Below are 26,943 nucleotides of genomic sequence, written 5' to 3' on the forward strand. Positions count from 1 at the left end.
CTTAAGGGGTATTAAATGATGCGCGGATATTGTTACGGACTTCATCGGTAAGGTCATACATTAAGCGGTATGCAATAGCATAGTAATGTCCCCATACAAAGCGGTTATAAATGCGATAGCTCTTAAGCTTACCATTCCGCTCTTTCTTGATATCAAGCTGTCTCGTGTAGGGTGTGAAAGCCAGTTCCAGTGTTGCATTCACCGGACCCGTATTCTTTACCTCTGCTTTACGATCGTCGATGATGTCTGAGGTATGGAATTTCAGTTCTTTGGTCATAGCCAAAGCCTGGTTCTTTAGAAGCCGCTGTGCTTCGTCTCGCAGTGTATCACCAATGAACCTTAGTTCGATGTTATTATCCATGTTCGAAATTAGGCAGCACTTGGTCGGTAGTAAAGGACATGAAATCGGCTGTAGAGCGGGATAGTGGCTTGTTGACGCCGTTAAGGCGGTATTTATAGCAAAAACAGCCCTTAAGGGGCTTTTAAGGGGGATTTCTCATATTTCACCCTCCAAAGGGCCCGTGCAAGTGCAAAAAAGGCTCTGAGTGGTCCGGGCAGAGTTGTGTGTCAAACAAAGATTTGTTTTTCAAAATCCTTATATTTTATTGTTTTTCAGTGTTTTATATGTTTTTTATTCCGAAATAGGCTGTAAAATCGGTAGTTTTTGGTTTTAAGTCGGCCGGAAAACAGAAAAAGCCTTGAAATTTCAAGGCTTTTCTATTGCTATTTAATTAAGCTTATTTCTGTTCGGATTCGAGGAAAGTTGTTCCTTCTGCAGTGATTAGCGCGATCAGTGAATTGTCTTCGATATTGATAAGATCTAACGTTTCACCTTTTTTGATAAGTTGGGTTTGGCGTGCATAAAAGTAGAGGTTTTTACAAAAAGCCTGCTTATGTTGATTATTTTCGATAATCTCTGGGAATATTTCAAAATAGCCTAGGTTAGTTGTTTTCAAAACTCCATTTTTTTTAAGCTTATCAATGGTTAGTATAACTTTAGATATGTCGCCAATAGTTATTGACTTACTGCGTTTTAGTTTCTTTAATGTTCCCATATCCAAAGGTACTAAAATTTAAATTTAATTGAATATCCGATCCATCCACCAAAGATATTGTATTCGGGATCTATCATCATCGTTCTGATTTCGATGAAAGGAAAGGTTTTACATTCTTCCTCGTCTGTACCAAACAGTTTATCCTTAATTTTAATAATATCAGCCTGCGTTTCCTTATACTGTTGTAGCTGATTTGAATGCGCCTGACCGTCCCGTTCTTTTTGCACAACATAAATGATAGATTCTTCCATCGATTTCGCGCTATCGGCATTTGGTCCTTCAAAAAAAGTGGAAGGAATAACGCAAACAAGAGCGGTTCCAGATCGATCTTGTAAAAGGTTTTGCGTTTGTTCGGCCGTACTGGTGACAAAATATTCTTCAAGCCCCAAAAGGGTTTTGAAGGTCTCTGCCAATTCTTCAAATTTGGATAATAGTATCATTGGTTTCTAGCTTTTTCTTTTAAGTTTTCAAGGTGGGTTTTATACCAGAATAACAGCACACGGAATAGCGAATAGTTATCACATTGTTCTAACGTCCCAAATACCTGTGATTTGGTGATATCAATCAAGATGCCTGACCATCCAAGACCCTTGATCGATTCTACTTCTGATTCTGGAAAAAGTAATTCCAATTCAACCTCTGCACCTTCGATATCAAAGGGTACCGTCTTGATATAGCTTATACAAAAGGAAAACCAAGTTAGAATCCATTGTTTCTGCCACATCGGTATACCTTCCACATCCTTAGCGAGTGCGTCCAAATCATCGGTATTTAACGGTTTCCTCTTTTTTCCATCTTTCCTACGGTAAAGGCATGCGATAAAGTAATTTAAGTGCATTTCCGCTTCGTCGAAATTGGATTCCTTAATTGCAGCAACATAATAATCCTTCTGATCTATCGCATACCTAAATTCTTTGAAAATTAAGTCTCCAATCAGGTCTGCAGGACCATATAGTTCGATTGATTTAGATAGCTTAATCGTTCTAAATGGATTCGCGAAAGAATTGTAATCCAGTTCCAAACCCTTGTCGGATTCGTAAAATGCCCAGCCACATAAACTTGTTGCCAGCATATAGATCTGTTCATTGATCTTTGTATTTAAGTTCAATTTTTCCTTTGCAACATATTGCGCACCTATTTGTAAACCAGTTAGATATTTGAAAACAAGGATACAAAACTGTGTATAATCCAGTTTACCTTCCGTTACGAGTAATGCGTGCTGGAAGACAAACGCAAGTTGATCGGGATTAAGTTCATCCCAACAGTCCGCAATCTGGATTGTCTTGTTTTTTTCTTCGATAAATAATGTATGCATGTTATGTTCTCGCGAATTTTTGTCTTGGATCGTTTTTGGGAAGCAATGTCCGCTTTGTGTATTCTGGGCTTGACTTGTAGCGCTGCCGTTTGAGTTTATTTAGATGCTCACACGCATCTTTTTCCAGTTCATAGATGTAACGGTCTATTTCCTTTGCTGCAGCTTCCTTGGTCGCTTCTGTTGTCTGTATAGCTGCTTTGATCTTCTTAACTACCGTCTGTGGCAGTACCGTAAGTGAAAAGCGCCTACAGGCTAGCGCAATGGTGTATAGCGCTTCTGCACGACATACAAAGCCAATGAGCAATTTATCGGACTCGTTCAGTTCATCTTTTTGAAATCGCGCTAAAAACGGCAGATAATCTTCTTCGAACGCATCTGCGATATAGGTATCTTGAATTTCCCGAATCAATGGACTGACAACGTGATAAAATCTTCCAGACAGATCGATGGGAAAATAGTATTCAAACTTTCGGGTATTGTTCAGGAATAGCGATTTTAAATCTTTTCGCTCTTCACTGTCGTTGAAGCTTTCCACATTGTTTTTTTCCAGATGTTCGATCAATCTATCCTGGGCGCGCTGTGCTTTGAGCAGGTGCGAATTGTCGTCCCGTTCGATCATCCATTCCCAGGCCATCTTTTCGTTCTGGTTATCAATCTTCATTTTACGTCCATTGCCTTCATGGCTGACTAGATTTGACTGGAAGTAACGGTATACAGCCATTAGACCGATAGAAACTTGTATCAATCGCAAAGATTCTTTTTCGACCTCAGTAGGATTTGGTTTGGCTACTACTGTGACAGCATGATCGATGATGTTCTGTCCGATTATTTTACCGAGTTCAAAAGTTTCGTTTTCAAGATCTGTCTCGATCCGGGAAAAAAGATTGTTTTCATACCACGAACCTGTCAGTTTAGCAAGTGTTTTACCGTCTTTTATTAATAGTTCGCTCATAATTACCTGTTATTAGATCTAGATTTTATCATCACAGCCATTCTCAAGCAGTTTATTGACGTCATTGTTCCAGCTGTAGAATCAGCCATGTCTAACCAATATTTCGCTTGTTCTTGATTATTTTCAAAATGAATTATTTCATTTTCCTTTGTTTTTAGATCAGTCAGGCTTCGTGATTTGAATTTATTTAGTAATTCTTGATCATTATTGAATGCAGCCAATGCCATTTTTTCTATTGTTGACTTTCTTTTCATTATGCTGAATTTTTAAGGCGTTCGTTTGGTTTGGTCTCCTGTTCCGAGCTGACGGGATCACGATAAAACCCAATTTTAATATTCTTACCGGGCCAATTCGCCGCAATCGCTTGGTTGACGGGTTCAAAAATTATTTCTTCTGGGATGCTGACATCTGTGGCAAGGAACAATTTCAACGCGTACAACATTTCTGATCCACTGGACAGTTTACCCTGGACCATGACATTGGCCAAAGAGGGGTGAAGGTTCATGCCCGACATAGCAGCATGGACGGCAGTATCGGAAACTTTCACCTGGGCTTCAATAAAATCTTTGATCTTTTGATCCAGAGGTTCTATTTTCCATTCACATCGGTTTCCAGAAGGATCTAAGAAATCAACCGTTTCAATGAATTTACCAGCATTCTTTTTACCAGTCAACGCGCGGGCGATAGATTCGAAAAGTTCATCTTTGAGTTCGTCCAGTTTTTGGTTTATGAATTCTTCCGGCTTGCCCGAATGTTCTTTATATAGCTCAATTTTCTTATTGTCCCAATATTCGGCAGGTGAATGGATATGCCAAGCAGCTGAAATTCCGTTAATGGTCAAATATTCGATTATATCTGGTGTTTCAGACGAGCGCATAAGCCATTTAAGGGTCCCCATAAATGAGGGCATCGAGTAAAAGTTATAAGCAAACGTGTAGCTGTTGTGATAATTCATCGCAACCTCATGTTTAAACGGATCTGAACTTTTGTAAATCGGATAGGTGGTAATTCCCGTAGTAGTACACAGGTTCGGAAAGTCTCCGGTATAGATCGCGGGTACATTTTCCAGTCGAAGTTCTTTGCCCTCTTCGGGGAATGCAAGTCTAGCATTAATTGAAGGTACGACTACTAACTCATTGATCCTGTTTTGCCTACCTATACGCCATCCTTTGGACTGGTGCCTACGAACAAATACACCTTTCATGTGCGCAAACTCAGTCATTGACATTTCGATAAACTTACGGGAATCAAAAGATTTCCACCAATCATCGATTTCTTTGTCGAAAGTATACTTTCTTACAGGCTTCCCGTCTTCGATCACAGTTTCATAAGGCAAGGGTCCTTGTCCGTAGATCAACCCGTTACGCCGCTCGATAATTCCGGGGGCAATATGGTTCGTTCCCATTACATCTCTAATGACCTGTGGCAAATTATCGTTAGGTCCGTATGGAACTATCTTTTTACCCTGCACATACGATGCGTACGATTCCCAATCGTTTTGGAAATCCGAAAAGTGACTATGCCTATTCGTGTATGATTCACAGCTAACCATATAAACCTTTCCGGTTCCAAGTTTAATTGCGGCAGAATTTTTACCTATTTTATCGATGCTTGCGGACATTGTTATGAAATTGTTAGGGTTTGACCATTAAAAACCAGTAGACAGCATTGCCAGAAGCGACGGGGTTCACCTGTATCTAAGTTGGTATAGGATTCCTGACAATCTGCATATTGATTATTAGCGTCTGAATCCCTTTTCCTTAAAAGTGCTCTGTAAACATGGATATTGCCGTCGCTGGTATCCTTGGTTTTGGAATACGATGCAAAGGTGAACGAGAAAGGTTCACCTTTTTTGGATAGATCACGCATTTGTTTAATGGCTTCGTATACTGTCATGAAGCAAATATGCCACAATGTAAAGCCCAATTAAAGGACAATGATTTCCTATTTTCTGACGGAAGCCGTGCCAACGTTCGATGTGTTATAACGTTTTGCTATATCCCGCCACAAAGGGCGCATCAGAATATATTTTGCAGCATCTGAAGGGTTGGTCGATTCAGTTGGCAATTTTTCAGCAGGAAGCTTTTCAGAAGTCTTTTTCTTTTTGATCTGCTTTACTCCGGCTTTGTTTGTCACGTAGACTGTTCGGGTAAGTTCCATACTTAGCCGTATTTCCTTGCATTGCCAAAAATCAATTAGCAATGTTGGTAATCCTTGAACGGCGCCAGACATTATTTTCTGCATAAAAGAATGTTCTTCCTGTTGTGGGATTACACCTTGTGTCTTAGACATTGCTATTACGCGCCATCCAGACGGCACTTCTTTGCCATTATCATCGATATTAAATTCAATAGCATGCGCCAACTCAGATGCGTGATCGACACCCTGTTTTTGATAGTTATTTCCAGAGCGGTCATAATAATAGTAGATTGTCTTATTTCGATGTGGCTCAAAATATTCTTTAAATTTTGCTGCCAATTCTGGTATCCATTCTTTAGGAATGACATACATGAATTTTAAAAGTCTATAAATATTTTTAGGAACTTCATGTTGTCCAATAACCAAAGATATCATATTACCGAAATCCACTCCAATATCCATTGGGCTGTTTAGATCAAGATATTTTAATTCTCGACAGTCAGCTTTATTGATAAAATTGAACCTTTCCGCCCAAACAGTATCCAAACCATCTTGATAAAAATGTATTGCAGATAATTGGCTGTAAAATCTCACATTCGCTTTTACCTTTGGTTCTATGGACAATAGCGCGGGTTCCACATCGCCCATATCGTCAGCAAGGGCGTCATCCATGTATTCAGGCGACAGGATATCGATGTTTACATAGGAAGAATTGACCATGAAAAGTGTTTGGCATTCTGGTTTACGGCGGGTTTCGTGCCAAATTTCATTCCATTTTTCAAAAGTCTTTTTCTTTTTTGCAGCTTCAATAATATTTCCTTCCTGCTCATAACGTACCATCTCCATTAAAGCTTCATTTCGGATCAGAGAAACTTCCATCAACTTTTCCATGCCGTCCACATCCATTTCGTCCACATAGTTTAATATCCAGTCTTCTTCACCAATATTATTGATGTCTGGCATATCGGTAGTGAATGTTTTACCCCGATAGTAAGGTGAATGCCCGTATAATTCCCTGTAACCACGGCTAGCCTTAAGCATTGGCGCCAATTTCTTTTTGCTAAAATATTTGACCTCATCGCCTAATATATGTACAAATGATCCACCAGCAAGCGATGAAGGTTTGTCCATTGATCCGAATGTAATGTTAAAGCCGGTAAAGAAAATTAGGATCTGTGGTGTTTTACCAATTTCATTTACAGGATTCCAAAAATACTCACGAAGTTCAATAGGTAATTTTTCCTTTTGATAACGTGAATATGTTGGCAATTTATTACCCCGGATATAATGCACGCCTTCAAACAATCCTTTTCTTTTAAGCCCTGTTTCAAGCGCTGGTAATATATTTTTTTCAAGATTGGTATATACATCAGCAATCCAAGCAACGGGCGCACCAGGAAGTTCATAAACCATATCCGCAATACGTTCCGCTTGTATTTCCGTTGTTTTAGTTGTACCACGACCACCAATAAGATAAAGGTTTTTAGGCCGCATTAGTCCGCACGTCTGGGCTGCCCAGTTAGCATAATTGACTTGAATTTCGTCGTGGTCTAATTTTGGTTTAACGCGATGTGCCATTATTTTGTGAAGTCGTCTTTTGTTTGCTGTAATCGTTTTTTAAAGTCCAGAGGGATAAGACGCGCATCTTCTTTCAAACGAACCTTATCTTTTTCCGAAACTGGAAGGCCATCTATTTGCTTTCTGGTTTTATTCCGGTCAATATCAGTCATATTAACATCTTTTGGATCAAGAGAATACATAACATAACGTCTGACATATAATTTTGGATCGATCTGCTCTTCGTCGTCTTTGTCGAGCAATCGCATTTTGTATGCCTTGTAGTTTATTTCGGAATAGATTTCCCAATCTTTTGTGGTAACAACATTATTTTTGACGTGATTAGCAGCCATATCGAGGTTATCGGCGTATTTATTTCGTAGTGCAGCTTTGTCCAAACCTTCATCATGGTAACACAGGTTTATCGCTTCGACGTAAATCTTTTTGGCATCTTCATGCTTTAGATTCAATTTTTTATTTAAGAATTCGATAGTAGAACGCTTACCGTATTGCTGATCTAGATCCCGGATGAGGAAAAGAGCATCCAGATATAGGTTTTCTTCCAGACTAAGGTCATCAACACAACCATTGATTATGTACTGTTTGAATTTTTCAAGTTTACTTTTTGAGTCAAAACCGCCAAATATGTCAAGCTTGGAAATAGTGAACAGACGTGTCCGTCTGATTTCGTCAATAGCTTTAAACGCCACAACATCGCCGCCCTTTGCAGCTTCATAAACACCCAGATGTTCATCCATTTGCTGGCGGTCGATACCTGCTTGTATATGACGGGCTAATTTGGAATTAGGATCTGCCGCAATCTGTTTAAATACTGTCGGATCTTGATCGAAATAGCTGGCTAATTTATCTACAGAATAACCAAGCCCCGCAAATTGCTCTAATTTGTCCCATTCTTCTTCGTCCAGAATGATGTTTGGTCTGATGTTTCCCATAAAACAAAAATGCCACTTGAAAAGTGGCATTTAAAGGACGGTAATAAAGTTGTGTTACAACAATTTTTGAACAAATTGTGATAAAGATGATAACTTTTCTGGGGCATTGGATAACATCGCAAAAAATGAAGCTTTGAAAGTCATATCTAATATTTTTCCAGATAACTGCTGCGTGACAAATTCTTTTCCAAATATTTTACCACTCTCAGCCTTACTTAAAAGTTCTTCCTTAATTTCTTCTACGCTTTCATAAATAACTTCATGTCCAGCATCATTCCTCTCAATCAATTCGAATAATTGTTCTGAAATTGTATCAATCTTGCTTTTTAATTCTTCCCATTCTTCTTTATTGAACATCTCTGTATCCAAATCCTCCGAAATATTTTGAAGTTCAAGGATTAAATCCCCTTTTAAATTATCAATCTTATAAGCGAAAAATTCGACGTTATCCTTTGTAAGTCCTCCTAAAGTATGGAAAGATTTTTCTTCTAATTCGTAATTATTCAACCAATCCAAAAATTTCCGCAAGAGGTATTCTCTATTATCTCCGCTAAAACCATCTATAAACTCAAAAATCCTTCTTGTGTAATTGTCGGCATGATTAAATCTTGTTCTCATTACTGCTGATTCAAAAGGATATGGCCTGAAATTACTCCAAATGAAATCATGAAATTTGCTATCTAAAATACTGTTAATTGTCATTATATGGCTTTTTATATAATTGTAAACCCAATTATACTAATATTTACTCTAAAAGTCTATCAATTTCTGCAAGTTCCATTTGTTGACGACGAATATTGTTTTCTCGTTGTATACGGAGATCTGTGCGTTTGTCGGTCTTTATTTTTTTTTGATTACGATAGATATTATTTTCCAGATTGATTTTGATGCGAACAAGATCTTTTAAGGGAAGGGATCTATATTGTTTGATCTTCTTATACTCTTCAAATATGGGATGTTTCCCCAGGACTTTACCATGTTCTTTATAATGGTCCATTTCTGCGGATATCGCCCTGTTTTTAAGATACTGGTCAACCAGATACGAAACAGCTTCGAGATGATCTCTGTCTGTCTTAGCAGCTTTTAATTTCTCGTATGCCGCACAATAATTATGATAGGTTGTAATTTTATCGCCTATAATGATTTTTAATTCAGGTGGGCATGTTGGGTCAGCTAGGAAAGGATAATCGTCCCTAAGCTTTCTTTTTGGCTTTTCTGACGTTGTTACTAGCTGTGTTGGCTCTGTTCTTATAATTGACTTCATGTCAATTTCAGCAATCCTACACAAAGTTGTTTTTATAATCTGGATATGTTTCCCCGGGTTTTGCTCGACAAGCTGCTTAACGGATTGTTTAGGGCTACAGTGGTCACAAAATAGCCGAAGTCCGATCCTTGGATCGGCTCCGGCTATAAGCCAATTATACACCAAGCTTTTTACTTCGTCAGTCATTGGCTAGGGAAGGGATTTATCGTTAGCGGCTTTGGCTCCCTGCAGACATTTATATTCGGCTTTTGCGTCAAAACAAGGGCAATCTTTGATCCATTCGAAAAAGTCAACTTTTCCATTACCGTTTTGGTCTGGACTAAAATCACGATGTCCGCGTATTTTAATTCCATCGATAGGTTGATGTTGTTTTAATTCTTCCAACACCTTTTTAATCGTTTTCAGAATTGATTCTTTTTGTTCCGGTGTTCTAGTGTCTTTACTACCGACACCACCTTTGTAGCAGATGTGAACCGATACCGAATTATAATTTTTGACGCCATTTGTCACAGCTTCGATTGGGGCTAGATTCTCGACCGTTCCATCAGCATTAATAATAAAATGATAGCCTACTTGCTTCCATCCTAAACTATTTCGCCAGTAATCTTTAATTGCTTTTGTTGTCTGCAAAGCAGGTCCACTTGTACAGTGAATAACAATGTATTTAATTTTTCTCATTATTTCTCAAAGCTTGAAGATTCAGGGAATGCAGTTAACAACAATGGTTTAATAGCCTGGTACCCGTCAGTATTACAGTTGAAGTACCAACGCGATTTAAACGCTTGTTCGATAATATCCATGTTTGGCTGTGACTTGTAAACTGACCCTAGTACGCCATCATGGGCTGATGATCCGTTAACAACCAATGGGCGTGCATTCGGATAAAGACCATTAAAATATAGCGATTCTAAAAGGTATCCTTTTTCAGTCGTCGGGATATTGGCCAGCATATCCGTGAAATCTTCGGCATCAAATACCATTGGGGTATGTGTACCGAAATTGTACGTCGGGCACCCATTTGCCTTTAAGAATTCAGCGGTACGCAATGCGTTTTTTTTGTAAGTAGACCCTTCGGCACCTGTCTCATATAACGAATTTGGCAAGCGCTTTAATAGTTCGATCTGTGAAAGTGTTTGTGGTTCGAGAACGAAAATATCATCATTCGTCAAAATGAATTTATCTTCGATCCCCAGGGCTGTGATCGCTGTCAATAATTTATGAGCCACATCTGCTTGTGGATCGATAACCTGTGATGGATTTGGACAGCCGCAATCTTCCGTAATCACATGAGGTTCATGTGGAATATGTACGATCTTATCCGCAAACCATTCTTCACGATCTCCCACAACAATGATTGTAAAAGGAAAATTAAAATTCTTTTCCATCGAACGGATCGCCATTTTTAATTCGTCACCAGCTGCTGCACTTTTGAGATAGGGAATAATTACAGGAATTACTTTCACGTCTTCTGCTGACACGATTTCGCTGGATAAAGGTTTATTCACATTTTCTGTGCTATCATCCCCAGCATTAGTATTAGCTATTGTAGTCGATTGCTGATTTCCTGCAGGCACTTGTTCAATAGGCTTTTCTGTTTTATTGACTGCCGTTGCTTTATTATTTGTGGCAGTTGTATTTTTTCTTGATGCCATAATGACTTGTTTGTTATGGTTTAAAAAAAGCCCCCCGAAAGGGGCTATGGATATTTTAAGATGCTATTACTATTATTGGATTAACCAATTCCGTCACCAGCAGAACCGCCAGCAGAACCATCTTCGTCAATTACAGCAGCTGCAGCAAGTTCAGGTTTAGTACCTGAGTAATACAAAGGCTTGAATTTGCCGCCTTGTGGCTGTGTAAATGTTAATGTATATCCGCGACCATCTTTATCGTCCTGCTTAGCGTATTGCAGTTTCATTGGGTTGCATTCCTGACCATGCAATAATGTTTGTTTGACGCCGTTACACACATCTGTGATAATCAAAAAGTCCTCGCCGTACTTCTCCTGTAACCAGGCATCCATGACCCTGTCAATCCCTGGGCGGAAGGCTGTAAGTTTGTCCGTGATCTGTTCTTTACCTGCATCTCCACCGGATTCTTCAGGGTTTGCAATGGTCGAAGGTGTACAGTAAAGATACATCGCTTTCGCACCAGCTTTTAATGTCAGATTTCCAACCGATTCAACCCCGTCACGACCTGGGTAATTTTCGATGTCTTCAACGTCAATGATGATAAGGTTTGGATTTTTCGGGCTAGCGGCACCTGCAGCCCCTTTTGCTTTTTTTATTGATGCTTTTACGTATGGCATGATTGTAATATTAAGTTTTTGAAAAGATTAAAGTAGAGATCCGAAAATCTCTACTTTGTTATTTTATCCAAGTCCGTCACCTGCCGAACCTGCAGGGGTTGAGTCATCCGCTGGTTTAGTTCCGTCTGGGAATTCAGTTGAATCTGAAAGTTCAGCCTGTGGATCATAATTTGGAGGAACACAAGCGTATGCCAATTCTCCAAACTCGATACCTACACCCATATTAAATTCACCAAAGATTTTGATATCATAGTCTGCACGTTGGATATCGTTGATAATATTTGGTTCGGCATTCTTTTTACGGGTTTTAACCAAATTCCCTTTAACTGTCGCCAATAAAATTGGGGATGATCCAAGTCCATCAATCGCAACGAAACGTGCTGGACTATAATCGATTGTTGCGTCTTTGTTAATTTCACCAGCAACCCCAGAGTTACCTTTGTAAACATTATCATAAGCCATGATATAGCGTGTACGATACGCGTCTGAACATAAGATACGATCAATACGTAATTTGTGTTTTTTGGTGAACTGAGCGAATCCACGGGCATGAGCAATAACCTGGGCATCGGTAGCGGTTGCCAGATCGATATATTGTTCATAGAAATTGATTCCAGTGTTTCCAGCAGCTTTAGCAGCAATCAGTTGCGTTTCGATACCGTTCATGGAATCTTCGGGATCGGTAGCGACTTTTGGATCGGTATCTTCCTTGTACTTACCTTTCCATACCATACGGAATTCCAGATCGTCCAAAATCTTTGGTTTAATCAAAACTTCCGTCAAGAAAATTGTGATCGGCATCTGGTCTGGACGCAAGGATTGATCGTACAGGTAATCGATGTAAGAGTCGATAATATCTGCAGGTGTGAACGTAACGTTGATTTTGTGGTGAAAAGTTTCGATCACCATCGGGGTAAATTTAAAATTACCTTTAGGCGTAAAGAATTTCGAAAATTTTTGAACCACCGAATTGATCTGAGCCTTCACAGATTTATGGTAACGGTCTTTAACCCGGATGGTACGGAATTCACCAGCAGAGGTAAAGCCGTTAAAAATTTGGGTCAATACAATTCCGTTATTACCATCTTGCGATAAGAATTGCTTAAACTCCGCATCTGCATCGACAATATCGAGTGTTTTTGCATCGGCTTCCAATCCCAAATTTGGATTTTGCATCGTTTGGGCAATGAACTGGTAATGTGAAGCAGCAGCATTAATGCTAATATTAGACAGTTTACCATCAGCTTTTGGGATAGACGGGAATTCAGCTTGTGGTCCGCCCTCAGATTGCCCCGAAAGGGTTTCCACTTGTGCTTCCAAGGCCTTTTTCTCCGCTTCCAAGGAAGTCAATTTAGCAGAAAGACCTTCCTGTTCTTTTTTGGAAGCTTCCAGTTTTTCAAAGTAACCGTCAATAGCAGCTTTCACTTCTGTATCAAAGTGCGCTCGGATGGAAGTCAATAAGTTTTCGGACGACGCTTCGGGATTTCCCGCCGTGCGTTCTTTCTCAAATTTAGCTACGAATTCAGCGCCGAAATTCTCAGTTAACAGCTGGTTATCTTCGTCGGTCAAGCCTTTGGCAGAAACATCCGCGGGCGTTCTGCCTACAGCATTCGCTACCATTGCTAAAAGAGATGCGAAAGAGAATAGTTTTTTAGACATGGGATTTGTATTAAGATTTTAAAAATTCGGAGACTTTAGCCCGATCAAAGGCTATTTGGATAGTTTGGTGAAGTGTTGCATAGCCATTGGCCAATCCGATATCGATTGATTTTTGTCCGGCAAATGTTTTTCCTGTCATAAGTCCTGGCGTATCGACTTTTAATGCTGATCCATAATTGCTTTTCACCTCTTCTTGGAATTGAAGGGCTGCAGGATTCATCATTTCTGTTTTGATAGCTTCATATTCACCTTTCAGAGCCTTTTCAAAAACATCATTTTTATCTGGAGACAGATCAGAATAAATCGTATGATGTTTATAGCCTAAAGATTCGTAGTAAGGGATTACGTCAAAAAATGACATCATTACACCCAGGGAACCTATCATGCCAGAAATATCATTGTCGACATAGCGTTCATCGCAGTAGGATATTGTCCACAAGGCGGCAGAACAAGCTACGTCAACATGGGCTATAAGCGGTTTACCAGTTTCTTTTGCAAACAATAGGGCTTGTTTCAATGGAGGTATTGCGTTGATAGCGCCACCACCGGAATCTACATCCAGAACGATTGCACAAACGCTTGGGTCCATTGATGCCGAATAGATCATATCGGCTATTTCAAGAGCGCCATAAGTACACCAAGTACCGTACTTTAGCATTGTTCCAACGAGCGGAATTACAGCTACGATCGGCTGATCTGTTTTTTTACCAGTGTATTCGACAGCATTGGAATTTCCTTCCATGTAAGCAGAAATAGGGACCTCAGTAAGTTGTGGTTGATCTGCCAGAGAAGTTTTGTTTGTAATGATATTTTGGATTTGAGGGAATAGCCCGGCAAGCATCGTCGGAGCAATGGCAAATTGCCCACGAAGGATGGAATCAACTAAAGAAATTTGCCATTGGGCCGAAAGTTTTCTTTGCATAACTGTGCGTTTATGCAAAGAGATTGAAATACGGGGGGCTACTAAAGGACGGGGAGTCGGCTAGAATTTAGCCCCAGATATTACCAATTATGATTTTAAAAGGTAAGGGAAATGTCCGCATTCAGTCGATACCGAAAATGATTGACTTTCTAGATTAGTGATTTCACTCGCAAATATTGGAATCTCCGGGTCTCCGATTACGAGTGTAGAGCCATCGCAACGCTCTAATAAAACTATGCCAGGAAGCCTTGGAACATCCATCGGTTTAACGGAACAATTTATGGCGATCTCGTACAATGTTCCACCTTTTTTTGGGCTTCGGTTTATGCTATAGGTTGCTGTGCCTTTTTTAAAAGGGATTTCACCTATAGAAAGGAATCCAATTTCAACCTCATCACCAATTGGTAAAAAGGTATGTAGCCTATGAATTGGAATGAAGCTAATTTTTTTTATGGGTTTAATGTTGTTATTCATAACTCAGGGAATTAAAGTCTGCGAATGCCTTTACAAATGCTTTACGCATGGTATGCGCCCGCATCTGCAATCGGTGGTGAATTTTCTTCGTGTTTTTTTCATATTCCCGATACTTGCGTTTTTTTAGCGTCTCCACGTCACCGATCTGGGAATCCAGTTTTCGGTCTATAATAAAATTCAGGATCACTTCTTTTTCTTGGTAGCCCAGTTGTTTGCCGTACAGATAGAACATACCAAAATCAAGATTGAAATAACTTGCTATATAATCTTCAATCCTTTTTTGATCGTTTGCATCCAAATAATTGAATTTTCTAAACAATTCCGGCAAATGTGAGGTAACGGGTAAAATGAATTGAACACATTCATCTGTGAGATCCTGTGACTGGGGGATATCGGAAACTTTTGTCAGTGAACATATAAACTTACCAACGTCAGTTGTGCGGTCAATCTTCAAGGCCCCGCCATCATTTTCAAAAAGGGATTTAAGGTAATCCCGCAACATCTGTGATTTGATCCTGCAAATAACATTCATAGTTAAATCAATATTTGTATAAATATACTGAATTTTGACATGAATTATCAGTATTTAGTACAATGATTTTCAATTATTTATGTACAAATTTTTGATATACTGTTGTATAAATATTTGATATGATTTATCAATATTTTGGTTAAAAAATATTAATTAATTCTTTATAGAGATGGGAGACATTACCGGGAAGTTTGACACTAGTAACGAAGCTGTGAGTGACTAAACGTTGTAATTTTTTGTAATTTTGTAATTTGTCTGCAACTGGTTGTGTATTATTATTTTACGCTTAAACATTTTTGTAATTTGATACAAAATCATTTTGTAATTATTTGTATTCTCTTATTTAATTACAAATATTTTTTTTTGAAAATATGATTATTACAAATAAATGTAATTTATATAGACTTGATTTTTAGGGCAATATCCTATAGAAGTAGAGTAATTACAAAATTACAAAAATTTTAAGGTTAAAAGGAGGGAGGGAGTAAAAACAGATAAAGCCGCTAGGTGGCGGCTCTTTTTTTATGGATTTTATCTGGAAACTAATTCTTTTGAAAGGAAATTCGAAGGGAGTTAGCTGCAGGCTAAGCTTTGGCCACAAAGCCTTCAATAATAGCCATCATTTCCACTGTTGTGAAACGGCTCTGTACGATCTGGCCGGAAGTTATACTGGACACCATGTTAGACGCAATGCTATGTATAGTTTGAAGCTGGATCTGTTTCTGATCGATCAGCTTTAAAAGGGTCTCTTTAGGCAACTTTGCCAGTTCTTCGCTACATAGGTTGTTGTTTTCTGCATTCATAAAATTTTCCTTTATAATATATACTGATACAATAATACTAAAATATTTAGTAATCATCCAGTGTTTGGCTAATAAATATTGTCGGTAATTCTTAACAACCGAATTCTTTAAAAGATTACAAAAATTTTATGGAAGGAAGGGAAGGGGGCGGGGGAATACAGATCTATTTAGGCAGCTGCTTAAGCCACGGTATTTCTCCATTTTCAATCATTTCGATAATGATATCGACCTCTGTAATTCCAAACCATTGAGCAGTAAGATTGACCCTAAGATCGAAGTCCCATCCATAACACTTAGACCACTTTATTGTCCCCAGATCAGTATTATTAACCATTAGACTGTACGCATAATCTTGGGCGGTGTATTCTAAATTATGTATCGATATTATTTGACGCGTTCCATTGTAGTGACATACACCTAATGATTCTTTTTCATGTTTACGGATCAAAGCATCAATAATGGCATTGGCCAACGATTCATTTAGATTTCCGCCGATAAGGTCCCATCGGCCGTAGTACTGCCTGAAAGTATATTTCTGCCCGGACTTTCCATATACAAAATAGTCCTGATTTATATTTCTGATTTCTGGCTGTTCAACCTCGTAAGGTATTTTTAAGGTTTTTGATCTGTATTCTATTTCCAATATTTCCATTTTACAAAATTGCTAATAATATTAGTTTTTATCTATGTTGGAAATACGTAAAAAGAAAAGCCCGGATTTAATCCAGGCTTGACTTTTAATGAATTTCGGCACCGACAACAATTTTATCAAAATTAGTCATCTGGTACTGTTGATATATGTCGAATAAGGATTGTCTAAATACCATGTATTCTTCTTTCTTGGATATTTTATAATTGAAACACCAATTTTGACTAGTTTGTTGTTTATAAAACTCCTTAATATTATCATGACCAGAATGCACTACGTTACCAGATCCAAAGTCAATTTCAAATCTAGCCGTTTCGTGCTTGTCCATATCCTTAAACATAAACAACCGAATATGTTCCACTTGACGAAGTTTTGTCTTATTATTGGATTGTGGAATTTCAAGCCACGCCTGACACGTAAGGTCGTTCCAGTCGATAGTTGATTCATCTTTGATGAAAAAATGCAACTTATGAATTTCTGATATAATCATTTGCCACCTCTCTTTCTTTAAATTGATTCCTGTCTAAACTATCAACAAACGATATGCATACAGCTGCTGCTTGAATTAGCTCTATTCTCAACCTTTCTAACGCTGATTGATCACCAGCAAAAGTAAAATCATTAATTTCTCTTGCAGCTTCACCTGTTTCTTCGGTAAGTATACTGTTCCAATAAATAGGATGGTGATTTTGAATTCCCCATTTGTCCACCTGCCTTTTACATTCTGTTAGGGTTTCTTTGGCTATACTAAACTTGTTATTAGGGAAGTTGTCCAGTTGTATGGAAGCGCTTTCGATATAAGCAGATAAAGCTTCTTCATGACTGGAAGATTCTTCCAATTGAACGCCAAATGTTTTGTTAATTTCTTCGATGCTCAAGTCTGATTCAAAAGCCATCATGAACCGACATGCAGATTCTAATTCTTTTCTTGTCATTTTCTTAATGTATTATGCGATTTACAACTTTTAAATAATGTTGTTTTGTGGTTTCCCGTCAATTTTATTGTGGTCTAACTTTTCTTAAAAATGAACTGATTAATGTAATCTGTTCATTTGCCCAATCTGCATACTCATCATCTGCAGATTCGCTATCGCTACGAATTTGTTCCATGCCATTTTCGATTGCGTCATACTCTGCCTTTGATATATTAAAAGCTTTATATTTTTTTTCCTTCTGTTTCGCCATTTCTTTGCTTTTCTAATAGTTCTAAACCTTTTTTGATATCGTCGTTAAACTCTAAGATATCGGATTCACTTGCACAATTATCCAAAAGTGTGTACAGATTTGCAGTAAATAATTCGATAGGTACTGATGATATTAATTCGCATATACCTTGTAGAAAAACAAAAGGGTCTTTGTCAAAGCAGCTTGCTAGTTTTGTATAATAGTTCTGATCTAACGGAAATAGATTCCCTTCTGGATCTCTGAATAAATCAGATTTTAACAATTGTAATTCAAACAGTACACTGAAAACACTTTCAATCTCATAATCTTTTATCCGGGCAAGTTTTACTTGTCTTGTTGTTGGCGTATTTGTTTCTTCGTTGTTCATTATTTCAGCGGTTTGATGTTTTTACATGCCAGTGTAGCCGTTGTTTGTATGTTTTCGTAAGACATTTCTAAAGCTTCTTCATATTCAAGCCCCCAATCTTTTTCGCTTTCTTTTCTAAGCTTCGATGGTGATTGATATGCTTTAATGGCTTTTAATGCTTCAAGCATTAAATTGAACTGTGCTTTTTGTTTTTCTGTGATTTGAGTTTTCATAACTTTCGTTTTTATATTGGCCCGCAACTTTCACCAAAGGCGCCAGCTGGCAAAAGCCATTCTTCATTTTCATTAAAAATTATTTGTTGATCGTAAATCTTTGAAGTAGCCTGCCTGGCTAATTCTGATGTGATATTTGGGTATGGATTTCCACAAGAAATAAGGGAACGCAAGTCTGTATTACGTTTCATTGTCACGCCGAAAAGTTCTTCATACCCGATAATCTCGTCACCTTGGACAGGGCTTAATTTGTATGCACTGGCGAACTGATCTGCATTTCCAAAAATGCAGAACTTACAGCTGCACCTTGACCATCCCATATAATAGCATGGATGAACGCGAACGCGGTATTTTTTGATTATATCCCACACTTCGGATTCTTTCCAGTCTCTTATTGGACGCCAGCGATCAACATGTCTCTTTAGCCTTCCATTCCTTCTGTCAGATCGATCAACTTCGAATATTTGGTATTTCGATCTTGCAGTACTTTCTTCGCCACGTTCGCCAGATAAAACAACGGTCCTCAATCCTTGGAATCGCTCCTGATTTCTTATAGCTGCAGAACACACATCTATTTTTAGATAGGCAGAACACCATCTTACTTTCAGGTCTGCAGATACCTGGGGAAATTTAAATCTAGTTGCAAGATCTCCCAATATACCACCAACCTTCTTTAGGATCTTTCCGGGAGTTTCAAACCAAGTAGGGGCTGTGCGTTGATTTTCTCGAAGCATTTCGCGTTTAAATCCGCCTTCTTTCCAGCTAAAGTATATTTGAATACCGAAAGCATCTGCAAATTTTTGACAGTAATCATGCGTACATTCCCAATCCATAAAGGTTTCGTCTTTCCCATCAATATCATGGTGCCATAATTCGATTCTGGAAGGATCTACGCCTAATTGCAACAAATAGAGGACTAGGGCGATCGAATCTTTACCGCCACTAAAAGCAACAATATATTTGTCATAGTTAAGGTTCATTATTTTGCACGTTTAAATTTTACCCCAACAACAAGGTGGTTTTTAACTTGTTCCCAATTCAACCCGTTTTTACCAAGCAGAAAACTCACTATTTTATTTAGTTCTGCGTTTGGTAATTCAATAGTCCGAATGGGTTGTGACTTTAATCTATTTATCTCAAATAGCAGTTTGGCTTTTTCGCCGTTTTCGCCAAGCACCTGTAACCTAAGCTGTCTGATCTGCTCGTGTAGATTCTCCTGGTCTTCACACCATTTGCCGAACTCGATATCCATAGCCACGGCAAAAAGGTCTATAGCGTGCTTAAATCCCTTATTGTAGTCCTCGCTGTAAGTGGATTTAGTATGAACCAATTTGATTCTGTTTAGAATCTGCTTTAATTTTAATTTGATTAGCATAGTTGTCTTCTAAAAAAGTTTTATTTGAATGTTGAACCCAGCTTTGATTAGCTGATTTACGTAGTATCGCGGCCCTACTGGAATGCTGTCGAAAGATTGATAGGGTGCGACATCTACTTCCCTTAAGGCAAGATCTACGTACATATTGTACTTCTTAAGCTTGCGTTTCCAGTATATCAGTTTCCCGTCTGGCGGGGTGATGCGTTTCATTATTCAAAGATTAATTTGTGTTTTAACTCCTTGACAAAAGCCCTTTCCATTTCAAGTTCTTCGTCACCTTTTTGGGCGTACCAAACCTGTTCGTCCAATTCGATGAACCTTGACCCATGTAGGCTTTCATGACGGTTGACTGTTTTCTCATAGATGCGCCAGCCACGATTGAGCAGGAAAGTCATCTTTTCAGATCCGGTGAAATAAATTTTAAGCTCCATAGGGTAAATAGCTGATATTTTTCGACCTAAATAGTTCTTCGATAACTTCGATAGGCTGAATGTTAACGTCGTTTTCGTCTGATCCATCCTGAACAAATCCAACATGCGTTTGTGGTTCGCCCATCCTGTTTTGAAGTATAACCCCTTCGTCAATGACAATCGTATTGCAGCAGCCTTCGACAGCGTTCCCGAAAATAATTTTTCGAACAGTGAACTTTCTTCCGGTGTAATCGATGAACCGACAGCCAAGTGGCCATCGGACAACATTTCTAGCGGCAGTCATGGTTCTTTACGTTCTGGCAATTCACGCACGGATATTGAGCGTACGCGGATATCGACCTTAAATATCTCCAATGGAAATTGATGTACATCGATTATGTCCTGGGCTTCTTTTTTCATCTGGTCAAGCCCTCCAATTGCCCTAAATTCAAGGCCATTCATATATTGGCGTGGCTCATGGGTTCCTTTAAGAAGTGTTTTAAATTTGTCTAAGGCAGTTGTTTTTTTATTTACGTTCATGTTGTTTTAGATTAAAAGGGTAAAGTTTTTTTGTTTTCTGGTTCTGGGTTCGGTAGGTCTGAAGGATCAATCGTCGGATCAAAAACATTGCTCCCGTCTACCGCTCTGAAATTTCCATCGTCGTCACGTGTTTGGAAATAGAAATAAGCTTGTGATACCTTTGATTTTAACTTGACCCATGCCATTTGCTTTTTGTCATATTCGAAGACATCGAGCTGTTTTGTAAAGCGTTTGGATTTACCTAGCAATTCTTCTGGATTGTGTTTCCAGTCGCGATATTTTGCGTATAGCCCAAGTTTGGTATTGAAACCTTGCGGACTAAACTTTGTCAAGTTGGAAAAGCGCATGAAATCGGTCATCGCTACCGAAGTAATCATGACCGTATCGATATGCCCAGATAATTCATCAAAGTAGTTTTCCGCCCATGCAATAAAGTTTATACCAATCTCTGCGTATAGATTCCGCTCCATGATGTTTTTCATAGGGGCTTCTATTTTTGGCGATGTAAGGTATAAGTGGCAGCACTGAATCATCAGATTCAAGAAATTGTTCCAGTCTTCATCATTGAATTCAGTAAAAAGTGCTTTGCCTAAATCATCTACAGGCGTGCGTTCTTCACGAAATTTCCCCAACTTGTTGTCATGATAAAAGTTAGTGAAACCTAGAAAAAGAATCCGTCTAAGTGTCGAGCCAGATAATTGTCCCGGAGTATAGTTTGTACTGATCGTAATTTTTGGTGACTCTGATTTGTCCAATGACACACGGCTTTTACCTTTTGGATTGACCGTCATTTCGCCAGTCACCAAAGAAAATAAGCGTTCAAAATTGAAGTTTTTGGAAGTATCGTCGATGTAAAGGATATCTGTGTTTCGGTTGACCTGTTCCAAGGCGTGCGAATCATCAAACATCTTTTCATTTTTACCGTCAAGTGTTACCATCTGGCGTACTTGTTTTACAGCTTCAAAAAAGAGTGATTTACCAGTTCCACCTTGGGGCATACCGTCTGTATTTGGCGTATCATCCATTGCCACTACAGCCCAAGACCGTGAAGGATTTTTATAACGATGTACCAGATATCCCAGCGCGTAAAGTTTTGACATCAGATGCAATTCCTGCTCATATCTTTCTGTATCCGTAAGATTAGGGCCAGCAATATTGAATCTGTTTTCCTGTAGGTACCTTTCGCGTTCTGCATCAGATAAGTCATCTAAATTATCTTCAAGTTCAGTACGCCAGTGTACCCGTGAGGTTTGTGTCAAGAATCGAAGAAAAAGGCAATCCTTGTTATTGATCTTAAGCCGAAACTTGTTTTCTTCTTTTGTGATCTCGAAAATAGGTTCCTTAATTAATCGCTTAAATGGTTTTTGAACAATCTTTGTATCCCAAACGAAATTTTCTGACGTGCTGCCCTTGATTTCTGCAATTTCATTTTGGTCTACCCGGAGAAACTTGTTTGGGAAAAACATCAACTGACAATTTGACCAGCTGTCCCTAAAGTCCAGTTCAAGGTCTGGCAATTGTGTAAAATGTGCTTCCGATAGAATAGGTGACTTGTGTACGGTGTCGATCAGTCCTTCTTCCATGAATCGACTGCGTAGAAAACCTACTACGAACGCTTTAATTTGGTCGGGCTTTACTGTTTTAACTACTGATTTGTCAATATGCACATACTCGATCACTTCTGGCATTGTCTCAAATCTGCCAAAGCCGTTTTTGATCAGAAAATTAAGCATCCGTTCAACCGAAATTTTGTATTCATATACTGGCTTACCGAACTTTATTTTCGCCAAACCTTCACGGTCCACTGCTTGATGCGAGTCCCAGAAACGAAGCGGTTTGGCCATGCGTACCAAATTCCGAAACGAAAAGGCACTAAAATAATTGAGGTAATCCCTAACATCTTTACAGCTCCTTAAATACTGATCCGAGTTTGTTTTTAGACTCTGCGGGAGATCGACCGTTTTAATGTCCAAAAAATGCTCTGACGTAGTTGTTAGGCATAATGCCAAATTCTGACGCTGACCTGTATGATCCAGATCAGGACAAGTGAGAATATTATGGGCTAAAGATCTGAGTTCTTTTAGCTGCTCTTTTGTTAGCTTAAAATACTCAGATGATCCATATACACATTCGTAACCTATTGCCGTTTTATTCATGGCGTCAGATCCGCCAGTGCTAAGAAAGATGTTGTCAAATTTTACTTTCTCACGTTCAAAAGTTTCGTCGGTTTTATTTTCCTTTTGCTTTTGATCCCTAAGCTTTTCAAGTTTGGCCTTTGCCTGTGCAAGTCCATGAAGAAAGTTTTTGTCCGCTCCATTATGATACATGAAACGGTACTTTTTGACTTTGTTTTTAGGCTGATATATCTTTTTCCACTTCGTTTTTTTTCCATCGATTACCGATTCTTCTTCAATGCCAATAATTGGATAGTGATCTTGCGATTCAACCGTCACTCGCTGGCGATCCTTTACCCTTGAATACGATTTCATTGGATGCCAGTTCTGATTCGTAAGCAACAATGCTAACGAATCATATACGGCACGTTGGCGATCTTCTTCTTTGATGTGCTTGTGCGTATACTCAACATCTGCAATGGTGTATCTGGAGAATATAATATCAATCCAGGTGTCGGGCCATTTTTCAAGATATTCGAAGTCCCAATGTCCGTCTGGTTCGTTTGGTTCAGCATCTTTTTTACGAATCTTCGATGTATACATCGATTCCACGTTTTGAGACATCGAAAGATTTTCACGGGTGACGATCATCCTTAAGGCTTCCCCAAAGGTGCATCGTTCTTCATGCCTTACAACCTCAATCGCATTACGCGTTTTACCATCGCCACCGAAATCAGTAACTAAATAGCGGCCGTCATTAGCCAGCTTAATAGAACAGGATTCCGATTTTTCGTCACGCATACGAAAATGCTTATTCGTACCCACGAAATCATCGATATTAGATACATACCACCGAATGATATCTAGCCCGCCGTTTGTCTCTTTAAATATTTGATCTATATCGAATGCCATGTTTTAAAAGTTATTTGGTCTGCTAACTGATGGGGGTTCTGGAAGGATTACATTTCCAGCCTTTTCACGTCTTAAGGGGGGCGGGGGATTACGGTTAAATTTGATCTTAGCCAGTTCTAAACTAGCAGATCTATATTTTGAAACGTATACCGCCAACCAGATCACTAAAACCATAATTACAATTAGCATTACAGTAATGATTATCTGTTGTCTCTGATTTTCCGAGTGCAGCAGCAATATGATTTGATCTATAGTTATATTATTCGTTTTCATTGAATTCGTCTTTGTTTTTCAGGATAAAAAGGCATGACGCTAAAATTGCGGCCAAGAATAATAGGATTATCGAAGTCACTATGACGCCGAAATATTCGTTTACTTCGGGATTCATGACTAGGTTTCGTTTGTGTATTTAGCGATTAGATCTTCAATGTTTTCATACACATTAATTCCGCAATGTGTGGCGGCATCGACAACGATCTTACAAAATTTATCCTGTCTCCACTGGGGCAAACAAAGCATATCAGTACATTCATTTGCCATCATTTGAAGGGCATGGCGCTGTATCGAACCGTCTTCGAAAGACTTTGCGCCGATGGTGCCGTCGAATGAAAAGGGGCTACGAGTTATAAAACCTTTGTTTTTCAACTCTTGATCTACGGTTGAAAATTGGATACTATTAAAGTGCTGGAAGCCTTCCATAGGCCCAGCTATAAAAACTACTGATGTATTCATGTGTGGTTTCTGTTTTGGATAATGATTCGTAAAGCCACCCGGCTAAGTGGGTGGAATAAAGGCAAAAAAGAACGGTCTTAGCCTTGCCTACCTTGACACGGGTTCCGCTTCACTGGTGTTTTGTTCAGCATGGTATCCATCTGTTTGCACCAGTGTATCACCGGAAAAACTTTGGTGATAAAGTCGCTGTAAAAATTAGTGTCTGCAGATGGTGCGATATCATAAAGGGTAAAATGGTTTTTTGAAACAAGGGCCACAATTTTCGGCAATTGCTCTCCTTTAATTTTTGATACCAGTGATTCAATAGCCTTGATTTGAATCCCTAATTTTTTATCAGATTCATTGAGCCAGTGGAACGTTTTTCTTTCTTGAATAAAAACATAAAGTACATGGTAAATAAACTTTGCATTTTCACTACTTACGATAGATTGCACCGCTTCGGGTAGTACATCTAAGAATCCTTTCGGATCGATATTGGAAAATGTCGGGTAGAGCAAAACAAGCTTCCTGTTGCTTCTATCGTACAATTGTGTAATCATATTGTCACAGTTTTGTCGTTAGATGGCTTGTATTCTTTGCCGTATTGTTCACGAAGAAATGTTCTAACTTCCATAATAATTAATGGATTATAGAGCTTTTTCAACTTTGTAACCTCTTTGTCTATTAGTCTTTTACTAATAGTAGGGTGGTTTTTTTTAAGTCTTTCGTAGATTACATTTTTTACGTTTCCATCACAGTTTTTAAAGAAGAAAACGATTTCTTCTGGATCAACTTTTAAATTTTGTTGGTTCAACAAGTTTGACATAGTGAAAAATTGTTTTACCTTTGTCATACTTCTTAACACATAGTTATTAACTATGACAAAGAGGGTTTTAAAATATATAGTTGCAAGGTCGGTCCTGCAAGTAAGACCTTACAACTATGTTTTGTTATGTTATACATCAAAAGTACAACATGTTTTACAATTTGTCAAGCATGAATTACTTTTTATTATGAAATAAAATGCAACATCCTATTGCTCAGAGAATTAATTTTCTGATAAACCATTATACTAAAGGGAACGTATCTCACTTTGCCGGATTGTTAGGATTCAATAAGCAAACCTTAAATAGAATTTTCAACCCAGATCTTCGAAGCAATAAATATCCAATACCTTCAACAGAATTGATTTTAGCAATATGTGAATTGTATCCAGAAGTAAGGTCTGAATGGCTACTATTGGGTAATGGAGATCCTTTTAGCGAAAATTCTATTGAAACAACAGTACCATCACAAAGCGAGGATTATAAGGCGCTTTATTTGGATGCTCTAAAGGAGAAAGATGTCATTAATAAAAAATATGTCGCTTTATTGGAGAAAGTAGCAAACACCTAATAAAAATTATGAAAAGGATTTCGATATTAATTTTTGTACTTCTTTGTACGGTATTATCTTTTGGTCAAGGATACCAGAGGGTGGGGATGGGATCAAGTTATCATCTGGGTAATGATTATTACCTTTATTTGAACACACATTTCACATTTGACAGCTCATATCCTAAAGGTAATTGGTCGTTTGTTTTTTTGTCGAAGCAGGATGCTGTTACAGGAACTAGATCTAAATCATTAAAATCTGAAGAACTATCGAATATTAAATTTTCTGTTGCTGAAATTGAGGATTTAGGAGACGGTAAAATATTGATGACGCTACTTGGAGACGCTGGTCAAGTTCGTTATTTTCTTTATCACCAAAACATGAGCAATTGGTTTCCTTTCATGGTTCAAGACATAGATTATAGTTCGTCTTCTATATGCGATAAAATAACGGTATCCCAAGACAAGTTCACTAAGTCAAAAAGATATACTATACCATACAAAAGGGGACGTGGTTACGATCTATATGTTACTACTGAAAAAGGAAAGCCTGCAGTAATTTCATTGTATTTATCTACATCCGGATCTACTGTGAATGTGGGCGAAAATGAAGTTAAACTTCTCTTGGAAGACGACAAAGTAATTACTAAAAAATCTGTTGGGCCTATTGATGTCGAAGTAGGAGAATATGGATACAATTATTCTGCAGTTGTTGAAATTTCTGAGGCAGAAGCATATCTATTTTCGAAGACAAAGATTAAAGAGTTTAGATTATTTGTGTATGACAGCACTATTTCCGAACACGATTCAGAGATGTTGAGACGATATATGAAATGTATTTTAGAAATGATAGACAAAAAGAATAGCTCAAATTGATAAAATTTGTAGACAATTCGTAGACAACAGAGTTAAGTAATTGATTATTAGATTCTATAGTATTTCGGCTCCGGGTACTAAAAGCCTCTTTACTTACTGTAAAGAGGCTTTTTTTGTTCGTCTATGCTGCATCTGACCTGAAGATCGCCTCAAGTTCCGGATTATGGCTAATCAAGGTAGGTACTAAAACAGGATCATACCGAAAGTTTGGGGGAGGAGAAGTTTTTAAGCATACAATTTCATTACTCTATATAGGAAGAATGTGGTGTCTCTTACACCGCGAAAG

General features: G+C 38.4%; 37 protein-coding genes. 2 read left to right on the forward strand and 35 right to left on the reverse strand.

Going from position 1 to position 26,943, the window contains the following annotated elements; translation table 11 throughout:
• Position 1: 1 nt before the first annotated feature.
• From L1283_RS14830 to L1283_RS15000, 35 genes are all read right to left on the reverse strand, one after another.
• Complete coding sequence (locus L1283_RS14830) at positions 2–361, reverse strand: hypothetical protein (protein WP_429626294.1); 360 nt, start codon at positions 359–361, stop codon at positions 2–4.
• A 376-nt stretch (positions 362–737) separates the two neighbouring features.
• Positions 738–1,055 (reverse strand): hypothetical protein, encoded by a 318-nt coding sequence (locus L1283_RS14835; RefSeq protein ID WP_429626295.1) that lies wholly within the window; start codon positions 1,053–1,055, stop codon positions 738–740.
• An 11-nt stretch (positions 1,056–1,066) separates the two neighbouring features.
• Entirely contained in the window at positions 1,067–1,495 is a 429-nt protein-coding gene (locus tag L1283_RS14840; RefSeq protein WP_294186966.1) for a hypothetical protein, read from the reverse strand.
• Positions 1,492–2,370, reverse strand: a complete 879-nt coding sequence (locus tag L1283_RS14845) for a hypothetical protein (RefSeq protein ID WP_429626296.1) — start codon at positions 2,368–2,370, stop codon at positions 1,492–1,494. The genes L1283_RS14840 and L1283_RS14845 overlap by 4 nt, the downstream gene beginning before the upstream one ends.
• A gap of 1 nt (position 2,371) precedes the next feature.
• Positions 2,372–3,322: a hypothetical protein gene (locus L1283_RS14850; RefSeq protein ID WP_429626297.1), complete on the reverse strand. Its 951-nt coding sequence runs from the start codon at positions 3,320–3,322 to the stop codon at positions 2,372–2,374.
• Between the two features lie 2 nt (positions 3,323–3,324).
• On the reverse strand, positions 3,325–3,576 hold the full coding sequence (locus tag L1283_RS14855) for a hypothetical protein (protein WP_429626298.1): 252 nt from the start codon (positions 3,574–3,576) through the stop codon (positions 3,325–3,327).
• Entirely contained in the window at positions 3,576–4,943 is a 1,368-nt protein-coding gene (locus L1283_RS14860; RefSeq protein WP_429626299.1) for a hypothetical protein, read from the reverse strand. Before L1283_RS14860 ends, L1283_RS14855 begins: the two co-directional genes overlap by 1 nt.
• A 2-nt stretch (positions 4,944–4,945) precedes the next feature.
• Complete coding sequence (locus L1283_RS14865) at positions 4,946–5,218, reverse strand: hypothetical protein (protein WP_429626300.1); 273 nt, start codon at positions 5,216–5,218, stop codon at positions 4,946–4,948.
• A 48-nt stretch (positions 5,219–5,266) separates the two neighbouring features.
• Positions 5,267–7,039, reverse strand: coding sequence for a hypothetical protein (locus L1283_RS14870; RefSeq protein ID WP_429626301.1), 1,773 nt, complete (start codon positions 7,037–7,039; stop codon positions 5,267–5,269).
• Positions 7,039–7,971 carry a hypothetical protein gene (locus L1283_RS14875; protein ID WP_429626302.1) on the reverse strand — a complete coding sequence of 311 codons (933 nt, stop codon included), beginning with the start codon at positions 7,969–7,971 and terminating at the stop codon, positions 7,039–7,041. The genes L1283_RS14870 and L1283_RS14875 overlap by 1 nt, the downstream gene beginning before the upstream one ends.
• Before the next feature lie 54 nt (positions 7,972–8,025).
• Positions 8,026–8,673, reverse strand: a complete 648-nt coding sequence (locus L1283_RS14880; protein WP_429626303.1) for a hypothetical protein — start codon at positions 8,671–8,673, stop codon at positions 8,026–8,028.
• Between the two features lie 43 nt (positions 8,674–8,716).
• Positions 8,717–9,421 (reverse strand): hypothetical protein, encoded by a 705-nt coding sequence (locus tag L1283_RS14885; RefSeq protein ID WP_429626304.1) that lies wholly within the window; start codon positions 9,419–9,421, stop codon positions 8,717–8,719.
• A gap of 3 nt (positions 9,422–9,424) precedes the next feature.
• On the reverse strand, positions 9,425–9,913 hold the full coding sequence (locus tag L1283_RS14890; protein WP_429626305.1) for an N-acetylmuramoyl-L-alanine amidase: 489 nt from the start codon (positions 9,911–9,913) through the stop codon (positions 9,425–9,427).
• Positions 9,913–10,887 carry a hypothetical protein gene (locus L1283_RS14895; protein ID WP_429626306.1) on the reverse strand — a complete coding sequence of 325 codons (975 nt, stop codon included), beginning with the start codon at positions 10,885–10,887 and terminating at the stop codon, positions 9,913–9,915. The genes L1283_RS14890 and L1283_RS14895 overlap by 1 nt, the downstream gene beginning before the upstream one ends.
• 80 nt (positions 10,888–10,967) lie before the next feature.
• Positions 10,968–11,543 carry a hypothetical protein gene (locus L1283_RS14900; RefSeq protein WP_429626307.1) on the reverse strand — a complete coding sequence of 192 codons (576 nt, stop codon included), beginning with the start codon at positions 11,541–11,543 and terminating at the stop codon, positions 10,968–10,970.
• Positions 11,544–11,606: 63 nt separating this feature from the next.
• Positions 11,607–13,202: a hypothetical protein gene (locus L1283_RS14905; protein ID WP_429626308.1), complete on the reverse strand. Its 1,596-nt coding sequence runs from the start codon at positions 13,200–13,202 to the stop codon at positions 11,607–11,609.
• 10 nt (positions 13,203–13,212) lie between these two features.
• Positions 13,213–14,124, reverse strand: coding sequence for a S49 family peptidase (locus tag L1283_RS14910; RefSeq protein ID WP_429626309.1), 912 nt, complete (start codon positions 14,122–14,124; stop codon positions 13,213–13,215).
• Positions 14,125–14,211: 87 nt separating this feature from the next.
• Positions 14,212–14,598 carry a hypothetical protein gene (locus tag L1283_RS14915; RefSeq protein WP_429626310.1) on the reverse strand — a complete coding sequence of 129 codons (387 nt, stop codon included), beginning with the start codon at positions 14,596–14,598 and terminating at the stop codon, positions 14,212–14,214.
• Positions 14,591–15,130 carry a hypothetical protein gene (locus L1283_RS14920; protein WP_429626311.1) on the reverse strand — a complete coding sequence of 180 codons (540 nt, stop codon included), beginning with the start codon at positions 15,128–15,130 and terminating at the stop codon, positions 14,591–14,593. The genes L1283_RS14915 and L1283_RS14920 overlap by 8 nt, the downstream gene beginning before the upstream one ends.
• A 584-nt stretch (positions 15,131–15,714) precedes the next feature.
• Entirely contained in the window at positions 15,715–15,933 is a 219-nt protein-coding gene (locus L1283_RS14925) for a hypothetical protein (protein ID WP_429626312.1), read from the reverse strand.
• A gap of 163 nt (positions 15,934–16,096) precedes the next feature.
• Complete coding sequence (locus L1283_RS14930) at positions 16,097–16,585, reverse strand: hypothetical protein (RefSeq protein ID WP_429626313.1); 489 nt, start codon at positions 16,583–16,585, stop codon at positions 16,097–16,099.
• An 85-nt stretch (positions 16,586–16,670) separates the two neighbouring features.
• Positions 16,671–17,072: a hypothetical protein gene (locus L1283_RS14935; RefSeq protein WP_429626314.1), complete on the reverse strand. Its 402-nt coding sequence runs from the start codon at positions 17,070–17,072 to the stop codon at positions 16,671–16,673.
• Positions 17,050–17,517 carry a hypothetical protein gene (locus tag L1283_RS14940; protein ID WP_429626315.1) on the reverse strand — a complete coding sequence of 156 codons (468 nt, stop codon included), beginning with the start codon at positions 17,515–17,517 and terminating at the stop codon, positions 17,050–17,052. The genes L1283_RS14935 and L1283_RS14940 overlap by 23 nt, the downstream gene beginning before the upstream one ends.
• A 64-nt stretch (positions 17,518–17,581) precedes the next feature.
• On the reverse strand, positions 17,582–17,767 hold the full coding sequence (locus L1283_RS14945) for a hypothetical protein (RefSeq protein WP_429626316.1): 186 nt from the start codon (positions 17,765–17,767) through the stop codon (positions 17,582–17,584).
• Positions 17,739–18,134 (reverse strand): hypothetical protein, encoded by a 396-nt coding sequence (locus L1283_RS14950; protein WP_429626317.1) that lies wholly within the window; start codon positions 18,132–18,134, stop codon positions 17,739–17,741. The genes L1283_RS14945 and L1283_RS14950 overlap by 29 nt, the downstream gene beginning before the upstream one ends.
• Entirely contained in the window at positions 18,134–18,346 is a 213-nt protein-coding gene (locus tag L1283_RS14955; protein WP_429626318.1) for a hypothetical protein, read from the reverse strand. The genes L1283_RS14950 and L1283_RS14955 overlap by 1 nt, the downstream gene beginning before the upstream one ends.
• An 11-nt stretch (positions 18,347–18,357) precedes the next feature.
• Positions 18,358–19,326, reverse strand: coding sequence for a phosphoadenosine phosphosulfate reductase family protein (locus L1283_RS14960; protein ID WP_429626319.1), 969 nt, complete (start codon positions 19,324–19,326; stop codon positions 18,358–18,360).
• A complete protein-coding gene (locus L1283_RS14965) occupies positions 19,326–19,721 on the reverse strand; it encodes a hypothetical protein (protein WP_429626320.1) in 396 nt (131 codons plus the stop codon). The genes L1283_RS14960 and L1283_RS14965 overlap by 1 nt, the downstream gene beginning before the upstream one ends.
• 9 nt (positions 19,722–19,730) lie before the next feature.
• On the reverse strand, positions 19,731–19,931 hold the full coding sequence (locus L1283_RS14970; RefSeq protein WP_294187610.1) for a hypothetical protein: 201 nt from the start codon (positions 19,929–19,931) through the stop codon (positions 19,731–19,733).
• On the reverse strand, positions 19,931–20,419 hold the full coding sequence (locus L1283_RS14975; RefSeq protein WP_429626321.1) for a hypothetical protein: 489 nt from the start codon (positions 20,417–20,419) through the stop codon (positions 19,931–19,933). Before L1283_RS14975 ends, L1283_RS14970 begins: the two co-directional genes overlap by 1 nt.
• 12 nt (positions 20,420–20,431) lie before the next feature.
• Entirely contained in the window at positions 20,432–20,671 is a 240-nt protein-coding gene (locus L1283_RS14980; protein WP_429626322.1) for a hypothetical protein, read from the reverse strand.
• A gap of 11 nt (positions 20,672–20,682) precedes the next feature.
• Positions 20,683–23,697, reverse strand: coding sequence for a primase-helicase family protein (locus L1283_RS14985; protein ID WP_429626323.1), 3,015 nt, complete (start codon positions 23,695–23,697; stop codon positions 20,683–20,685).
• 390 nt (positions 23,698–24,087) lie between these two features.
• Positions 24,088–24,429, reverse strand: coding sequence for a DUF4406 domain-containing protein (locus L1283_RS14990; protein WP_429626324.1), 342 nt, complete (start codon positions 24,427–24,429; stop codon positions 24,088–24,090).
• A 77-nt stretch (positions 24,430–24,506) separates the two neighbouring features.
• The gene (locus tag L1283_RS14995; RefSeq protein ID WP_294187621.1) at positions 24,507–24,968 is read right to left on the reverse strand and encodes a hypothetical protein; all 462 of its coding nucleotides are present in this window, start codon (positions 24,966–24,968) and stop codon (positions 24,507–24,509) included.
• Entirely contained in the window at positions 24,965–25,261 is a 297-nt protein-coding gene (locus L1283_RS15000) for a hypothetical protein (RefSeq protein ID WP_429626325.1), read from the reverse strand. Before L1283_RS15000 ends, L1283_RS14995 begins: the two co-directional genes overlap by 4 nt.
• Positions 25,262–25,431: 170 nt before the next feature.
• Here L1283_RS15000 and L1283_RS15005 point away from each other — a divergent pair, with 170 nt between their 5' ends.
• Positions 25,432–25,803, forward strand: a complete 372-nt coding sequence (locus L1283_RS15005; RefSeq protein ID WP_429626326.1) for a hypothetical protein — start codon at positions 25,432–25,434, stop codon at positions 25,801–25,803.
• 8 nt (positions 25,804–25,811) lie between these two features.
• Positions 25,812–26,657 carry a hypothetical protein gene (locus L1283_RS15010; RefSeq protein ID WP_429626327.1) on the forward strand — a complete coding sequence of 282 codons (846 nt, stop codon included), beginning with the start codon at positions 25,812–25,814 and terminating at the stop codon, positions 26,655–26,657.
• The last annotated feature ends 286 nt before the right edge of the window (positions 26,658–26,943 follow it).

This window comes from Sphingobacterium sp. HSC-15S19, from assembly GCF_050433745.1.
Classification (GTDB): domain Bacteria; phylum Bacteroidota; class Bacteroidia; order Sphingobacteriales; family Sphingobacteriaceae; genus Sphingobacterium; species Sphingobacterium siyangense.

Bases quoted from the DNA above. Each gene is read 5' to 3' on its own strand.
- L1283_RS14830 (WP_429626294.1), bottom strand. From the start codon at position 361: ATGGATAATAACATCGAACTAAGGTTCATTGGTGATACACTGCGAGAC.
- L1283_RS14835 (WP_429626295.1), bottom strand. From the start codon at position 1,055: ATGGGAACATTAAAGAAACTAAAACGCAGTAAGTCAATAACTATTGGC.
- L1283_RS14840 (WP_294186966.1), bottom strand. From the start codon at position 1,495: ATGATACTATTATCCAAATTTGAAGAATTGGCAGAGACCTTCAAAACC.
- L1283_RS14845 (WP_429626296.1), bottom strand. From the start codon at position 2,370: ATGCATACATTATTTATCGAAGAAAAAAACAAGACAATCCAGATTGCG.
- L1283_RS14850 (WP_429626297.1), bottom strand. From the start codon at position 3,322: ATGAGCGAACTATTAATAAAAGACGGTAAAACACTTGCTAAACTGACA.
- L1283_RS14855 (WP_429626298.1), bottom strand. From the start codon at position 3,576: ATGAAAAGAAAGTCAACAATAGAAAAAATGGCATTGGCTGCATTCAAT.
- L1283_RS14860 (WP_429626299.1), bottom strand. From the start codon at position 4,943: ATGTCCGCAAGCATCGATAAAATAGGTAAAAATTCTGCCGCAATTAAA.
- L1283_RS14865 (WP_429626300.1), bottom strand. From the start codon at position 5,218: ATGACAGTATACGAAGCCATTAAACAAATGCGTGATCTATCCAAAAAA.
- L1283_RS14870 (WP_429626301.1), bottom strand. From the start codon at position 7,039: ATGGCACATCGCGTTAAACCAAAATTAGACCACGACGAAATTCAAGTC.
- L1283_RS14875 (WP_429626302.1), bottom strand. From the start codon at position 7,971: ATGGGAAACATCAGACCAAACATCATTCTGGACGAAGAAGAATGGGAC.
- L1283_RS14880 (WP_429626303.1), bottom strand. From the start codon at position 8,673: ATGACAATTAACAGTATTTTAGATAGCAAATTTCATGATTTCATTTGG.
- L1283_RS14885 (WP_429626304.1), bottom strand. From the start codon at position 9,421: ATGACTGACGAAGTAAAAAGCTTGGTGTATAATTGGCTTATAGCCGGA.
- L1283_RS14890 (WP_429626305.1), bottom strand. From the start codon at position 9,913: ATGAGAAAAATTAAATACATTGTTATTCACTGTACAAGTGGACCTGCT.
- L1283_RS14895 (WP_429626306.1), bottom strand. From the start codon at position 10,887: ATGGCATCAAGAAAAAATACAACTGCCACAAATAATAAAGCAACGGCA.
- L1283_RS14900 (WP_429626307.1), bottom strand. From the start codon at position 11,543: ATGCCATACGTAAAAGCATCAATAAAAAAAGCAAAAGGGGCTGCAGGT.
- L1283_RS14905 (WP_429626308.1), bottom strand. From the start codon at position 13,202: ATGTCTAAAAAACTATTCTCTTTCGCATCTCTTTTAGCAATGGTAGCG.
- L1283_RS14910 (WP_429626309.1), bottom strand. From the start codon at position 14,124: ATGCAAAGAAAACTTTCGGCCCAATGGCAAATTTCTTTAGTTGATTCC.
- L1283_RS14915 (WP_429626310.1), bottom strand. From the start codon at position 14,598: ATGAATAACAACATTAAACCCATAAAAAAAATTAGCTTCATTCCAATT.
- L1283_RS14920 (WP_429626311.1), bottom strand. From the start codon at position 15,130: ATGAATGTTATTTGCAGGATCAAATCACAGATGTTGCGGGATTACCTT.
- L1283_RS14925 (WP_429626312.1), bottom strand. From the start codon at position 15,933: ATGAATGCAGAAAACAACAACCTATGTAGCGAAGAACTGGCAAAGTTG.
- L1283_RS14930 (WP_429626313.1), bottom strand. From the start codon at position 16,585: ATGGAAATATTGGAAATAGAATACAGATCAAAAACCTTAAAAATACCT.
- L1283_RS14935 (WP_429626314.1), bottom strand. From the start codon at position 17,072: ATGATTATATCAGAAATTCATAAGTTGCATTTTTTCATCAAAGATGAA.
- L1283_RS14940 (WP_429626315.1), bottom strand. From the start codon at position 17,517: ATGACAAGAAAAGAATTAGAATCTGCATGTCGGTTCATGATGGCTTTT.
- L1283_RS14945 (WP_429626316.1), bottom strand. From the start codon at position 17,767: ATGGCGAAACAGAAGGAAAAAAAATATAAAGCTTTTAATATATCAAAG.
- L1283_RS14950 (WP_429626317.1), bottom strand. From the start codon at position 18,134: ATGAACAACGAAGAAACAAATACGCCAACAACAAGACAAGTAAAACTT.
- L1283_RS14955 (WP_429626318.1), bottom strand. From the start codon at position 18,346: ATGAAAACTCAAATCACAGAAAAACAAAAAGCACAGTTCAATTTAATG.
- L1283_RS14960 (WP_429626319.1), bottom strand. From the start codon at position 19,326: ATGAACCTTAACTATGACAAATATATTGTTGCTTTTAGTGGCGGTAAA.
- L1283_RS14965 (WP_429626320.1), bottom strand. From the start codon at position 19,721: ATGCTAATCAAATTAAAATTAAAGCAGATTCTAAACAGAATCAAATTG.
- L1283_RS14970 (WP_294187610.1), bottom strand. From the start codon at position 19,931: ATGAAACGCATCACCCCGCCAGACGGGAAACTGATATACTGGAAACGC.
- L1283_RS14975 (WP_429626321.1), bottom strand. From the start codon at position 20,419: ATGTTGTCCGATGGCCACTTGGCTGTCGGTTCATCGATTACACCGGAA.
- L1283_RS14980 (WP_429626322.1), bottom strand. From the start codon at position 20,671: ATGAACGTAAATAAAAAAACAACTGCCTTAGACAAATTTAAAACACTT.
- L1283_RS14985 (WP_429626323.1), bottom strand. From the start codon at position 23,697: ATGGCATTCGATATAGATCAAATATTTAAAGAGACAAACGGCGGGCTA.
- L1283_RS14990 (WP_429626324.1), bottom strand. From the start codon at position 24,429: ATGAATACATCAGTAGTTTTTATAGCTGGGCCTATGGAAGGCTTCCAG.
- L1283_RS14995 (WP_294187621.1), bottom strand. From the start codon at position 24,968: ATGATTACACAATTGTACGATAGAAGCAACAGGAAGCTTGTTTTGCTC.
- L1283_RS15000 (WP_429626325.1), bottom strand. From the start codon at position 25,261: ATGACAAAGGTAAAACAATTTTTCACTATGTCAAACTTGTTGAACCAA.
- L1283_RS15005 (WP_429626326.1), top strand. From the start codon at position 25,432: ATGCAACATCCTATTGCTCAGAGAATTAATTTTCTGATAAACCATTAT.
- L1283_RS15010 (WP_429626327.1), top strand. From the start codon at position 25,812: ATGAAAAGGATTTCGATATTAATTTTTGTACTTCTTTGTACGGTATTA.